This window comes from Streptomyces sp. NPDC050508 (genome assembly GCF_040655155.1).
Classification (GTDB): Bacteria; Actinomycetota; Actinomycetes; order Streptomycetales; family Streptomycetaceae; genus Streptomyces.
The window spans coordinates 210498-223999 of record NZ_JBFAJJ010000017.1; the positions used below are offsets into that span (position 1 = coordinate 210498).

At 71.2% G+C, this 13502-nt stretch carries 13 protein-coding genes; 3 read left to right on the top strand and 10 right to left on the bottom strand.

What is annotated here, in order from left to right:
• Positions 1-6: 6 nt before the first annotated feature.
• From AB0I69_RS38205 to AB0I69_RS38220, 4 genes are all read right to left on the bottom strand, one after another.
• Entirely contained in the window at positions 7-1533 is a 1527-nt protein-coding gene (locus tag AB0I69_RS38205; protein WP_363100338.1) for an aldehyde dehydrogenase family protein, read from the bottom strand.
• Between the two features lie 151 nt (positions 1534-1684).
• On the bottom strand, positions 1685-2785 hold the full coding sequence (locus AB0I69_RS38210; protein ID WP_363100339.1) for a hypothetical protein: 1101 nt from the start codon (positions 2783-2785) through the stop codon (positions 1685-1687).
• 36 nt (positions 2786-2821) lie between these two features.
• Positions 2822-3175 (bottom strand): hypothetical protein, encoded by a 354-nt coding sequence (locus AB0I69_RS38215; RefSeq protein ID WP_363100340.1) that lies wholly within the window; start codon positions 3173-3175, stop codon positions 2822-2824.
• Entirely contained in the window at positions 3162-4958 is a 1797-nt protein-coding gene (locus AB0I69_RS38220) for a hypothetical protein (RefSeq protein WP_363100341.1), read from the bottom strand. Before AB0I69_RS38220 ends, AB0I69_RS38215 begins: the two co-directional genes overlap by 14 nt.
• 141 nt (positions 4959-5099) lie before the next feature.
• Here AB0I69_RS38220 and AB0I69_RS38225 point away from each other — a divergent pair, with 141 nt between their 5' ends.
• Together AB0I69_RS38225 and AB0I69_RS38230 are read left to right on the top strand one after the other, a co-directional pair.
• Complete coding sequence (locus tag AB0I69_RS38225; RefSeq protein ID WP_363100342.1) at positions 5100-6017, top strand: helix-turn-helix domain-containing GNAT family N-acetyltransferase; 918 nt, start codon at positions 5100-5102, stop codon at positions 6015-6017.
• A gap of 126 nt (positions 6018-6143) precedes the next feature.
• A complete protein-coding gene (locus AB0I69_RS38230; RefSeq protein WP_363100343.1) occupies positions 6144-6833 on the top strand; it encodes a siderophore-interacting protein in 690 nt (229 codons plus the stop codon).
• On the opposite strand, the gene AB0I69_RS38235 is transcribed toward AB0I69_RS38230, so the two are convergent.
• The 6 genes from AB0I69_RS38235 to AB0I69_RS38260 form a co-directional block, all read right to left on the bottom strand.
• On the bottom strand, positions 6834-7601 hold the full coding sequence (locus tag AB0I69_RS38235; RefSeq protein WP_363100344.1) for a hypothetical protein: 768 nt from the start codon (positions 7599-7601) through the stop codon (positions 6834-6836).
• 143 nt (positions 7602-7744) lie between these two features.
• Positions 7745-8734: a malate dehydrogenase gene (locus tag AB0I69_RS38240; RefSeq protein ID WP_019055650.1), complete on the bottom strand. Its 990-nt coding sequence runs from the start codon at positions 8732-8734 to the stop codon at positions 7745-7747.
• A gap of 353 nt (positions 8735-9087) precedes the next feature.
• Complete coding sequence (locus AB0I69_RS38245) at positions 9088-10263, bottom strand: DUF2690 domain-containing protein (protein ID WP_363100345.1); 1176 nt, start codon at positions 10261-10263, stop codon at positions 9088-9090.
• 201 nt (positions 10264-10464) lie between these two features.
• A complete protein-coding gene (locus tag AB0I69_RS38250; protein WP_363100346.1) occupies positions 10465-10926 on the bottom strand; it encodes a helix-turn-helix transcriptional regulator in 462 nt (153 codons plus the stop codon).
• 275 nt (positions 10927-11201) lie between these two features.
• On the bottom strand, positions 11202-11639 hold the full coding sequence (locus AB0I69_RS38255; protein ID WP_363100365.1) for a DUF3017 domain-containing protein: 438 nt from the start codon (positions 11637-11639) through the stop codon (positions 11202-11204).
• Positions 11640-11739: 100 nt separating this feature from the next.
• Positions 11740-12594, bottom strand: coding sequence for a bifunctional methylenetetrahydrofolate dehydrogenase/methenyltetrahydrofolate cyclohydrolase (locus AB0I69_RS38260; RefSeq protein WP_363100347.1), 855 nt, complete (start codon positions 12592-12594; stop codon positions 11740-11742).
• Between the two features lie 229 nt (positions 12595-12823).
• Between AB0I69_RS38260 and AB0I69_RS38265 the strand changes: the two genes are divergently transcribed.
• Positions 12824-13402 carry an RDD family protein gene (locus AB0I69_RS38265; RefSeq protein WP_363100348.1) on the top strand — a complete coding sequence of 193 codons (579 nt, stop codon included), beginning with the start codon at positions 12824-12826 and terminating at the stop codon, positions 13400-13402.
• Positions 13403-13502: the final 100 nt, after the last annotated feature.

Below are 13502 nucleotides of genomic sequence, written 5' to 3' on the forward strand. Positions count from 1 at the left end.
GGGGGCTCAGCCCGCGAACCAGCGCACCGGTTTCGGCGCCAGGTTCTGGTAGACGTGCTTGGCCTCGCGGTACTCGGCGAGTCCGGCAGGGCCCAACTCCCGGCCCACACCGCTCTTTCCGAAGCCGCCCCACTCCGCCTGCGGGAGGTAGGGGTGGTAGTCGTTGATCCAGACGGTGCCGTGCCGCAGCCGTCCGGCGACGCGGCGCGCGCGGCCCGCGTCGGCGGTCCAGACGGCGCCCGCGAGGCCGTACTCGGTGTCGTTGGCGAGCGTGATCGCCTCGTCCTCGGTGCGGAAGGTCTCGACGGTGAGGACCGGGCCGAAGACCTCCTCGCGTACGACGCTCATCTCGCGGTGGCACTGGTCGAGGACGGTGGGCTCGTAGAAGTAGCCGGTGGCGGGGCGGGACGCCGTCGGCTCGGGGCGCTTGCCGCCCGAGCGCAGCACCGCGCCCTCGGCCAGGGCCGCGGCGACGTACGCCTCGGTCTTGGCGCGCTGCTGCTCGGAGACGAGCGGGCCGCACTCGACGCCGTCCTCGGTGCCCCGGCCGAGCCTGATCTTCGCGGCGCGGCGGGCCAGTTCGGCGACGAAGCGTTCGCGGACGGTCTCCTCGACGACGAGGCGGGCGCCCGCCGAGCAGACCTGGCCGCTGTGGATGAAGGCGGCGTTGAGGGCCTGGTCGACGGCGGTGTCGAAGCCCTCCTCGGTGGCGCAGGCGTCGGCGAAGACGACGTTGGGGTTCTTGCCGCCGAGTTCGAGGGCGACCTTCTTGACGGTCACGGCGGCGGCCTGTGCCACCTTCGTGCCGCTGGTCAGACCGCCGGTGAAGGAGACGAGGTCGACGTCGGGGTGCTCGGCGAGCCGGGCGCCGACCGAGTGACCGGGCCCGGTGACGATGTTGGCGACACCGGACGGGAGACCGGCCTCGACGAGCAGGTCGATCAGGGCGATCGTCGTCAGCGGGGTGATCTCGCTGGGCTTGACGACGAAGGTGTTGCCGGCCGCGAGGGCGGGCGCGATCTTCCAACTCGCCTGGAGCAGCGGGTAGTTCCAGGGGGTGATCAGCGCGCAGACGCCGACCGGCTCGTGCACGACGACGCTGTGCACCTCGGGCGTGCCCGCGTCGACGACCCGGCCGGGGGCCTCGGCGGCGACGAGGTCGGCGAAGTAGCGGAAGGCGTCGGCGACACAGTCGATGTCGACGCGGCCCTCCTCCACGGTCTTGCCCGCGTCCCGGCTCTCCAGCAGACCGAGCCGCTCGCGGTCGCGCACGAGGAGGGCGGCGACGCGGCGCAGCAGGGCGGCGCGCTCGGTGACCGGCGTGCGCGGCCAGGCCCCCTCACCGCCGTCGAAGGCGGCGCGGGCGGCGGCGACGGCTATGTCCGTGTCCTTCTCGTCGCCCTCCGCGACCACGGCGAACGGCAGCGCGTCCGCGGGGTCGATGATCTCGCGCGTGGCCCCGGAGGCCGCTTCCAGCCACTCCCCGCCCGCGTGAATGGTCTTCCCCGCCTGCTGTTCCGTACTGTCCACCATGATCGGTATTGCCTTCCGTTCCTGTTCAGCGCCCCAGCGTCACCTAACTGTCACTCTCGGGGACTGCGAGCGCCTGCCCGGGACGTCCGTATGCATGCGCAATCCATGGCCGGAAGTGGGCGGGGTCACTGAACATGGGAACAAAAGGTGACTAAACGGAACACCCGGCGTCGGGCGGGCAGAACCAGGCCAGGGCCGTGGTGAGCACCTCCAGCTCGTCGGCCGAGCCGTCCGCGTCGGGGCCGTAGGCGGCGATGGCGTAGATGTTGCCGTCCAGGGCCACGAACCGCTCGTCGTAGACGTGCCAGGTGCCGATGTCGGGCTCGCCCTTGAGGGTGTCGGCCGTGTACTCCAGCCGGGAGGCCGCGAGGGTGCCGTCGTCGAGGGTCTGCAGGGCGATCTTCCGGAAACCGTCCGGCTTCGGCGTCTCGTCGGAGAGGTAGAGGTCGAAGGACTCGGCCGGGGATGCCTCCGCCACCTGGTACACCTGCAGCCGGTGTTCGCCGTCCGCGCTGCGGTAGTTGACCACGTCGATGCCGTACGACGACGCCACCGTCGAGCGGGTCCAGCCGTCCGGGTAGGCGATCCGGAAGCGCTCGGGGTCCTCGTGCGACTGGTAGCCGGCGGGGAGGTCGGGGGCGGAGGCGGACGGATTCGCGGTCTCGCCGTCGAGCGGCGGGGAGGGTGACACGTCCGTCGGTTCCAAGGTGCCGGGTGTCGACGACGAAGCGGTGACCGCTCCGCCGGCCTTGCCGTCGTCGTCCCCCGGGTCGACCACCTGGGTGAGCACCAGGCTCACGGCGACACCGGCCACGGCGGCACCGACGACCACGGACCAGACGAGCCGCCGGCTGATCCCGGGGCGGGGTGGCGCGGCGGGCATGCCGACACCGATCAACGGCTCGGACGGGGGCCAGACGCCGGCCCCGGTGTCGATACCGGCCCCGGTGTCGATACCGGTGCCGCTCGGCCCGTACCAGCTGTTCGCCCCGGTGGGCCAGGGTGCCGGACCCGGCGGCGGGGTGGGAGGTGTACCGGTGGTGGGAGGTGCACCGGTGTCCCCCGGCACGTCCACAGCGGTCCACTCCGGTACGGAGTCCGGGAGCGGGGGCGGCGATGGCGGCGGGGTCACCGGAGCTGTCGGAGCCACCGGGCTCACCGCCCCGGTCCCCCTCGTGTCCCCCGTACCGTCGCCGTCCTCCCAGCGCTGGGTGTCCTCGTTCCAGTAGCGCGGTCCAGGTCCCCCGCTCATCGCGTCCCTCTCATCGCGTCCCTCTCGCGGTCCCGCTCACAGTCCCACCAGCCCGGCCACTGCCCCCGCCGACGCGAGCACGGTCAGCAGGGCCTGTGAGTCGGCGAGCAGTTCCCGCAGGCGCTCGCGGCGCGTCGGGGCCGCCTGTCCGGTGCGGGTGATCTCGTCCTCCGTGTCGGCGAGCGCCGCGTCCAGCGCCGCCGTCCGGTCCGTGCCACGCACCCGGGTGAGATCGGCCCGCAGTTCGCGTACGGCCTTCAGCAGTTCCTCGGCCGCCTCGTCGCGCTGCGGTGCCGTGCCGATGTGGCTCACGGCCTGCGCGTTGCTGCCGATGGCGACGGCGCTCTGGGAGACGTCGCCGACGGTGACGTTGTGTTCATCCGTTGCCATTGCCTGAGGGCCCCTTCGTCGAGTTCGTGGTGTGAGAGGTGGCAGAGGCGGAGGCGCCGTCCCCGATGGCGACGGAGCTGCCCTCCACATTGCCGACGTGCACGGTGTTGTTGCTGATGTTGGTGATCTTGTTGACGAACTCGCCGGTGAGATAGCCGGCTTCGGCGAGCGCGTTGCTCACCCCGTTGGCGACCCGGTCCTGCACGTTGCGCAGATACCGCTCGACGTCCATCTCCTGGAACGTGGACCCGGTCGGCGCCGACCCCAACTCCCGTACGGACAGGGCCGGTCCGTCGGGCAGCGCGCCCGCGTACCCGCCGGTGAGCAGCCGCCAGCCGTAGAGCACGCCCCGGCCGAGGACGACCAGGGAGCCGACGAGGGAGCCGGGCACCCGGGCGATGGCCCAAGCCGCCTTGCCGAGCACGTTGTTGTGGCGGAAGCGGTGGGCCGTACGGTCGGCGTTCTTGAAGTCCTCGCGGACCGGGAGCAGGACGTGCGGGGCGATCTCCAGGGTGAGCATGCGGCCCTGGGTGTGGATGCGCACGAACACCGTGACGACCAGCTCCTCCTCCCAGCCGCCGACGCGGACGCGCAGGAAGTGCCGCCGCTTCTCGGCGCCCTCCTCGACCGCGCGCGCCCGGTGGTCCTCGAAGGCCTGCGGGTGGTACGGCGCCTCCTCGCGCCGCAGCAGCCCCTCGGCGGGCAGGAACACGCACTCGTCGATCTCCAGCCAGCGCAGCCGGTCGCGCCCCAGGTGTGCGGCGGAGTCGGCGGGGAGCCGGAGTTGGGCCAGCAGGGGGCGGATCGTCTCCAGGACCGTGCGGTTGCTGATCGGCCGCTGTTCCTTCTCGGGGTCGGGCCGGAGTTCGACGGCGAGCACCCATGGCTGCTCGTAGCGCAGGCCGGCCCCGCAGAACGGGCGCGCCTCGTGGTACATGACCAGCGGCGCGTGCTGTTCGATACGGACCCGGTTCTTGAGCCGCTGGAAGCGCTGCCCCTCGCCCTGCTCGGCGGGGTCGCTCGCGGCGTCCGGGAAGCGCTGCGGGGACAGTTCGGCGGCCAACGCCCGGGCGAACTGGCCGCGTTGGGCCGCCAGGCACAGGGCGATCAGCGCGAACACGGCGAGGGTGACCCAGGCCTGCCAGATCTTGATCAGGCTGTCGAGGTTGTCGGTGCTGGGGACCAGCAGGTCGGAGGCGCCGGCGGAGTTGTCGCCGTAGAGACCGGACGAGCCGGAGGAACCGAACGAGTCGTAGGACCCGGAGGACGAACCGTACGAGGACGAGTCGTCCGAGCCGCCGCCGAAGGCCACCACCACGGTGAAGACCAGCAGGAACGCGAAGAGGAAGCGCCCCCACCAGCGGAACAGGAAGGCGGGCACCAGCCGGTACACCGACGGGCGCGGGGCCCGGCCCCTGATCCAGCCGCCGATCGCGAGATAGACGCCGGGGATCAGGAACAGGGCCAGCAGCCCGCCGCTGAGCACCGAGCCCACCACCCACAGGCCCAGGATCGCCCCGGCCCACTGCAGCTCCTGGCGGCGGGCGCGCAGCGCGTGGGCGAGGACGCGGGCCGCGTCGAAGCCGAGCGAAGGGGCCACGATCCGTTGCTCGTTGAGGTGCAGTTCGTCGATGACCCGGTCGCGGTACCCGGAGTCCAGATACGTGCCCGCGCACAGCAGCCGGGTGGCTTCGCTGGCGTGCGGCGGAGTGGGCGGCGGTCCCGGTGGGACCCCTGTGCTGGCGGCCGGCTGTGGCTGTTGCGGCACGTAAGCGGTACTCACGCGACTCCCCCGATGCGTGGACTGACCCTGCTGAACAACCGTGTCCCAGCAGCTAATTGACAAAGAATCAGCATAGAGGGACCAGAGTTGCCCCGCAGCATGGTGGACTCCACCAACTCCTTTGACTAAAGTCAAAGAAATATGGAGCCAGTCACGGACGCAACGACGGAGCCGGTGTCGGCCGAGGACATCGCGGCCTTCCGCCGCTTCAACCGCTACTTCACCCGCCGCATCGGCGCACTCGACGACCACTACCTCGGCCAGGACCGTCCGCTCGGTGAGGCCCGGCTGCTCTTCGAGATCGGCGACGGGGTCTCACTGCGGGAACTGCGCGGCCGACTCGCCCTGGACGCGGGCTACTTGAGCCGGATGGCGAAGGCCCTGGAGGCACAGGGCCTGGTCCGGCTGACCGTGCCCCCGCACGACACCCGGCTGCGCCTGATCGAGCTGACCGAGGCCGGACGCGTCGAGGTCATGGAGCAGAACCGCCGCTCCGACAGGCTCGTCGCCGGTCTCCTCGCCACCCTCGCCGAACCCCAGCGCACCGAACTGACCCGGGCGTTGGCGACCACACAACGTCTCCTCCGCCTGGCCGGCATCACGATCGCCCTGGTCGACGGCGCCACCGAGGACGCCCGCGGCTGCCTCGACGCCTACGCCGCCGACATCGACGCCCGCTTCCCGGAGGGCTTCGACAAGACGGATCTCGTACGGCCGGAGGAGGTCACCGGGTACGCGGGCGCGTTCTTCGTCGCGTACGAGGAGGGGCGGCCGATGGCCTGCGGGGCGCTACGGACGCTGGAGCCGGGCGTGGGCGAGATCCGGCACGTCTGGGTCCACCCCGACGCCCGCCGCCTCGGCCTGGCCCGCCGCATCCTCGCGGAGTTGGAACGGGCCGCCATGGAACACGACTTCACCGTCGTACGACTGGACACGCACGCCGCGCTCACGGAGGCGCAGGCGATGTACCGGGCGAGCGGGTACACGGAGATCCCGGCCTACGTCGACCACGTCTACGCGGACCACTGGTTCGAGAAGCGGCTGTCCGGGGCCCGTTGACCCACCTCGCCGACGGCGACCACTACACGCACTATCGCGTCCGACGAGAAACACGTACTATCGCGTCCAGCCCGCCACCCCTGGACGCCAACTCCCCACACGTGCCCCCCAGTTGAGGAGTCACCCGTGCCCACCGCCCTCCTGAACCCCGTTCTCGACCTGGTGACACTCCGCGGCACCGTCACCGCCGCCGAACCGGTCACCGCCCGCATGCGCCACCTGCGCATCGAGAGCGACGCACTCGCCGGACTCGACGTCCGCCCCGGCCAGCAGGTGCGCGTCCTGGTCACCGGCCTGACCCTGCGTACGTACTCCGTGTGGCGCTACGACCCGTCCGGCGCCGTCGAGTTGCGTGTGCTGGACCACTCCGAGGGGGGACCCGGGGCCCGGTGGGGGAAGAGCGTCGGCGTCGGCGAGCAGGTGCGCCTGCGGAAGCCCGAGGGCACGTTCACGCTCCGCCCCGACGCCGCCCACCACGTCTTCGTCGGGGAGGAGACGGCCTCTGTCGCCTTCGGGGCGATGCTGGCCGCGCTGCCCGAGGGCGCACGCGTCTCCGGTTGCGTGGAGACGGAGTCGGACGGGGACCGGCTGCCGTTGGCGCACTCCGACTGCCTCAACTGGCTTACCAGGGGCGGGACTTCCCTCCCGGACGCGGTGCTGGACCTCGCCCCCGAGCCGGGCGGGATCGCCTACGTCGCCGGGGAGGCCCGTGCCGTCCAGCAGGTCCGGCAGGTGCTCGTACGGGAGTTGGGCTGGGACCGGCGTTCCGTCCTCACCAAGCCGTTCTGGGCGCCGGGGAAGAAGGGGCTGGAGTAGTCAGCAGTTCGCCCCCGTCGGGCAGAACGAGCCGAGCGCCGCGGTGAGCGGCGCGCGGATCAGCGCGGGATCGAGGGACGCGGCACCACTCGCGCGGATCGCGTACAGCGAGCCGTCCGCCGTCTCGAAGCGGTGGTCGATCACCCGGCGGGCGCCCTTGTCCTGGTCGTCGTAGCGGTAGGTGAGTTCGGCCCAAGTGGGGCCGGAGGCGCGGTCGATGACCCGGTAGCCGGGCTGGCGGGTGAAGCCGTAGCCGGGGTCGTTCTCGGCGAGGTCGAGGGACTCGGCCGGGGAGTTCTCGGAGATGCGGAAGATCTGGAGGCGGCGGGTGCCGTCCGGGGAGTCGTAGGTGACCACCGGGGCCTTCGCGCCCTGCCGTTGGGTACGGGTCCAGCCCTTGGGGACCTCGACGGTGTAGCCGGTGGGATCGTGGGCGGTTCGGTACGACCGGGCCGCCGTTGACGATCCGCTCGCCGTCGCGGCCACGTGGGCGTGCGTGCCGCGGCCGTGCGTGACGTACCAGACCCCGCCACCGGCACCCGCCCCCAGGACCACCGCGAGAGCCACCGCGAGGACCAGCCGCCAGGCCCGGCGATCGGGAGCGGACGCGGGAGCCGGAACCGGCAGAGGAACAGCAGTCGGCGGTGACACCCATGCCGGTGGGGTCAGTGCGGTCTGCGTCTCCGCGGTCGACCACACCGACCAGGGCGCCTGCCCTCTTTCCTCGCTCGGCCCACGTTCCCCGGCAAAACGGTCCCAGTCACTCATCACGAAACCCCCGATTCGTCCCACCCTGTGCTTCTTCCGAAGTTAGCGGCGGAAACAGGGAACGGGCCCCGCTCCGGTCGTAACCGGAACAGGGCCCGTGCAAGCCCGTGACAGAGCCGTGGCGAACGGCGCCCGCGGGTGGCTCAGATGAGGCCGAGGGAGCGGACCGCCTCGCGCTCCTCCTCCAGCTCCTTCACCGACGCGTCGATGCGGGCGCGGGAGAACTCGTTGATGTCCAGGCCCTGGACGATCTCGTAGACGCCGTCCTTCGTGGTGACCGGGAAGGAGGAGATGAGGCCCTCCGGGACGCCGTAGGAGCCGTCGGACGGGATGCCCATGGAGGTCCAGTCGCCGTCCGCCGTGCCGTTGACCCAGGTGTGGACGTGGTCGATGGCGGCGTTGGCGGCGGAGGCCGCGGAGGACGCGCCGCGGGCCTCGATGATCGCGGCACCGCGCTTGGCGACGGTCGGGATGAACTCCTCGGCCAGCCACTTCTCGTCGTTCACGGTCTCGGCGGCGTTCTTGCCGGCGACCGTGGCGTGGAAGATGTCGGGGTACTGGGTGGCGGAGTGGTTGCCCCAGATGGTCAGACGCTTGATGTCGGCGACCGTGGTGCCCGTCTTCTTCGCGAGCTGGGTCAGCGCGCGGTTGTGGTCGAGGCGGGTCATCGCGGTGAAGCGGTCGGCCGGTACGTCCGGGGCGGCGGCCTGCGCGATGAGCGCGTTCGTGTTGGCCGGGTTGCCGACGACGAGGACCTTGATGTCGTCCGCGGCGTTGTCGTTGATGGCCTTGCCCTGCGGCTTGAAGATGCCGCCGTTGGCGGAGAGCAGGTCGCCGCGCTCCATGCCCTTGGTGCGCGGGCGGGCGCCGACGAGGAGGGCGACGTTCGTGCCGGCGAAGGCGACGTTCGGGTCGTCCGTGATGTCGATGCCCTGGAGGAGCGGGAAGGCGCAGTCGTCGAGCTCCATCGCCGTGCCCTCGGCAGCCTTGAGCGCCGGGGTGATCTCCAGGAGACGCAGCTTGACCGGCACGTCCGCGCCGAGCAGCTGGCCGGAGGCGATGCGGAAGAGCAGGGCGTAACCGATCTGGCCGGCCGCGCCGGTGACGGTGACGTTCACGGGAGTGCGGGTCATGGCGTTCTCCGTTATGACAGCTGGCGGTGGGGCGGCACTGCCCCGGGGTGCGGGACGTACAAATGATCGATCTCTTGGCGTCAAGAGATCCACCGGTCAGGCTATCGCGCATCCGCGATCCCGGACTCCCGGGTCCGTGTGGCCCACCCCACAGAGGCGAGAACAGAGTCGGGACCGGGACACGGAAAAGGCGGCCGTCCGGCTCGGGAGAGGAACACCGGACGACCGCCGTGAGGGGGGTACCGGGGGGCCGGACTCCCGTGGGGGTACTTCCCGCCTGCCCGAAACCGGGCCAGGCATTCCCCACATACACAGAATCCCCACAGACCCTGAGCCCCTGAGCCCGTGAGCCCCTAGGTGGTGCACCCCTTCTGCCCCGATGCCAGCGTCACGCAGGCCTTCGCCTCGCCGGCGTCCTTCACGGCCACCATCGGGGTGTAGGCGATGGCGTCGCCGGTCGCCGTGATGGTGTCGGTCTCCTTGGCGGTCCCCGCACTCACCTGGACGGAGTCCCCCGCCACCCCCGTGGTGATACGGCCCCAGGCGGCGCCGCAGGTCTTGCTGTAGCGGACCTCGACGACGGTCGTACCGACGGTGGCGGTCTTGGCGGTGGTCACCGCGCCCGCCTCCGTGGTGCAGCCCATGGCCTCGGCGTCCTTGCCGGTGCATCCGGCGCCCGCGCACTTCACTCCGGCCGGCAGGTCGGGGTTCGTACTGACGGACGGCGAGGACGAGGTGTGCGTGACCGTGGTCTTCTTGTCCCCGCCGCCGTGGCGGGTGAGCAGGAACACGGCCGCGATCACGACCAGCACCCCGACCACCCCGGCACCGAACATCAGCAGCCGCCGCCCGGCACCGCCCGCACCGTCGGGCCGCCCGGGCCGGGGCGGCTGCGGCGGTTCACCGGACGCGACCGGCGCCTCGGGCTCACGCTGCACAGCCGCCGGTCCGGCCCCGGAACCGCTCCCGCCGCCGGACTGCCGGGGACCCGAATACCCGGCGATCCCCCACGAGTTGCCGACCTGCGAGGCGCTTTCCCGTACGTCGGTCTCGGGCGCCGTCGGCTGCGGCGGCACCGTCGGGGACACACCCGCCGGGCCCGCGATCCCCGGGGTCGCGGTGACACTGCCGCCCTGGCGAGCCGTCTTGCCGCTCGGTGCCTTGCCGCTCGGTGCCGTGCCGCTCTGTACGTTCGCCGGGGGCGCCCCGAACTCCCCGAGCGCGGCGCGCGCCTGGGAGATCCGGATCGCCTCCATGGTCAGGTCGTGCCGCATCTCCGAACGGCTCCAGGCGCGCTCGGCCAGTTCCCACATCGTGGTCAGATGGACGGGATTGGTGCCGGTGACCTCGGCCAGGGCGACGATCGCGCCCTTCGGTGCGAGGAGCCGGCCGTTGAGATAACGGTCCCAGGACGTCTTGCTGTAGCCCGTGCGGTCCGCCACCGCCGCGATGCTCAGGCCGCTGCGGTCCACGAGCCGGCGCAACTGGCTCGCGAACTCCCTGACCTGCGGATCGAGTTCATCCGGCAAGGCCCTCCAACGAGGCATTGCTTCCCCCCTCATTCCCCCTGCTGCGTACTGACTGCTCCCCCGTGCTCTTGGTGCCCTCTGCCCTGAATTGCCCACGCTAACGCTGTTGTTGGTCGGGTTCGTTGCAAATCCGCGAACTTGTCAATACATCGACACACCGGACGCACACCGGCGTTTCCCGTGCGCCCCGCACTCCTCTGATCACCCAAGGGCAACGGCTCCCACGACGACTGTGAGGGCCATGAAAAGCAACAGCAACAACGCGTACCGGAGCAGTCGTCCGCCGGGCCGGTGCTCGTTCTCCTCCGTCCCCTCCGGCGGGGTGTCCCACCACGGAAGCGTCGGATCCTCCCGGTACTCGTCCGCGCCCTCGGGTTTCTCCGGGAGCGCCGCCGGGCGGGGCCAGGCCTGGACCGCCAACTCCCAGCGCACGCCGATGCGTTCGGGGTCGGTGCCCGCCACCCGGCACAGGGCGACGACGGCCTGTCGGGGCGGGGGCTGGGTGGCGTTGAGATAGCGGTGCCAGGAGGACTTGCTGTACGCGGTGCGCGCGCCGAGCGCCGCCAGGCTGAGCCCGGTGCGGTCCTTGAGGAGGCGCAGCTGCTCCACGAAGTGCCGTACCTCCGCGGGCAGTTCGTCCGGCAGCGGCTGCCAGCCGCTCATCGGACCTCCACCGCCGCCACCGCGCCCACTGCCTCCACCACGCCCTCACTCGCCCGCCCGCTCCGAGCGAAATGACGACGTCGGAAGGGGAACGGTTCCCTCGTCGCGGTGCGGTGCGGACCCCGTAGCGAAACGGTCACCTCCGTGCCACAGCGCACTGACAGCCGTTGAACAGCCCGCTCGGGGTGCAGCACGCTGAATGCAGACGGCGGCGCGTCCTTGCTCGGGGGAGGGGACGGGCCGCCGTCGTGTCGCGTACTGCCGTACGCCGGGCGCTAGTTGGTGTTGACCGTGTAGTGCAGCGTGTCCTTCAGGAACGGGATCACCAGCCACGGCTTCGGCTGCGCCATCATCGCCAGCAGGACGATCGCGAGGCCGAGCACGGCGTAGGTGACGATGTCGGTGAAGCGGGAGCGTACGGCGAGCATGCCGACGTCCGGCAACACCCAGCGCAGGACCGCGCCGGCCAGCAGGGCGGCGCCGATCAGCAGCGTGCCGTAGCGGAACACGTCGAAGGCGGTCAGCAGGAGGCCGAGGCCGACCGCGCCGAGCACGGTGAGGATCGGCCACTGGCGGGCCGGTGCCGGGGCGGCGCCGGACGCGGCCCGGCCGCCGCCCTCGGGGCGGGCGGTGTCCCGGGTGAAGAGCGGGAAGCGGCGCGTGGTGCGACGGGCGATGCCCTGGGCGTCGGGCGCGCTGACCGCGTCCGTCACCTCAAGGTCGTCCGTGGTCCCGTCCGTGGTCCCGTTCGTGGTCTGGTCCGTGGTCTCGTCCGTCGTCTCGTGGGTGCCCTCGGTCTTGCCGGGGTTGCTGTCAGGCGACACTGCGCTCCGCCGCCTCGACCACGTTGACGAGCAGCTGGGCGCGGGTCATCGGGCCGACGCCGCCGGGGTTCGGGGAGATCCAGGCGGCGACCTCGGCGACGCCCGGGTGGACGTCCCCCACGATCTTGCCGTCGGCGTTGCGCGAGACGCCGACGTCGAGGACGGCGGCGCCCGGCTTCACATCCTCGGGCCGGATCAGGTGGGCGGAACCGGCGGCGGCGACGATGATGTCGGCGCGCTTGAGGTGCGAGGAGAGGTCGCGGGTACCCGTGTGGCACTGGGTCACGGTCGCGTTCTCGCTGCGCCGGGTGAGGAGCAGGGGCATGGGACGGCCGATGGTGACGCCGCGTCCGACGACCACGACCTCCGCGCCCTTGATCTCCACGCCGTAGCGGCGCAGCAGGGTGAGGACACCGTTCGGGGTGCAGGGCAGCGGGGCGGGCTCGTTCAGGACGAGGCGGCCGAGGTTCATCGGGTGCAGCCCGTCGGCGTCCTTGTCGGGGTCCATCAGCTCCAGGATGCGGTTCTCGTCGATGCCCTTGGGGAGCGGGAGTTGGACGATGTACCCGGTGCAGGCCGGGTCCTCGTTCAGCTCACGCACAACCGCCTCGATCTCCTCCTGCGAGGCGGTGGCGGGCAGTTCGCGCTGGATGGACGCGATGCCCACCTGGGCGCAGTCCCGGTGCTTGCCGGCGACGTACTTCTGGCTGCCGGGGTCGTCCCCGACCAGGATCGTGCCGAGGCCGGGCGTGACGCCCTTCTCCTTCAGCGCCGCCACGCGGGCGGTCAGATCGGACTTGATCGCGGCTGCGGTGGCCTTGCCATCGAGAATCTGGGCGGTCATGGCTCCATCCTCGCGGATGACGCCCTCTTGGTACCAATCCGGGTACCCAATGATCAGGATGTTGCACTTACACAACGCCTACGTAAGGCGACTGGACAAAATATCGCCAGAAAGAGAACGATGAGCGCCGCAGTATCGCGGTCCGTGTTGGGGGGCAAACCGCTCATTTCGTGATGTACCTCCGCGCAATCCGCATCGTCCCCGCATTGCCAACGGAGGAATTCCAGCCATGAGTTACGACGCGAACAACCCCTACGGGCAGCCGCAGAACCCGCAGCAGCCGGGCTTCGGCCAGCCGCACGGCCAGCCGGGCTACGGCTACCCGCAGGGCGCCCCCCAGGGTGTCCCGCCGCAGCAGGGCTACGGCTACCCGCAGCAGCCCGGCTACCCCGGTTCCCCGCAGGCCGGTTACGGCGCCACGCCGCCGTACGCGAACTGGGGTCAGCGCTTCCTCGGCACGCTCGTCGACGGACTCGTGTTCCTCGTGCCGTACATCATCGTCATAGTCGGCCGCGGCAACGCAGCCGTGATGGGCATCGGCTTCGTCATCCTTATCGGCATCGCCATCTGGCAGCTGATCCAGGAGGGCCGCACCGGCCAGACCGTCGGCAAGAAGGCGCTGGGCATCCGCCTGGTCCGCGAGGCCGACGGCCAGCCGCTCGGTGTCGGCATGGCGTTCGTCCGCCGCCTCGCCCACTTCCTGGACTCCATCGCGTGCTACCTGGGCTGGCTGTGGCCGGCGTGGGACGCGAAGCGTCAGACGTTCGCGGACAAGGTCTGCGGTTCGATCGTGATCCGCACCCAGTAGTTCGGCGGTTCGTGGTTTTTCCCCGGGGCCGTGCCCTTCGGTCCTCGACCCGGAGGAGGCTATGCGCCCCGGCGCCCCGGTCGTCCACGACAAGGACGCT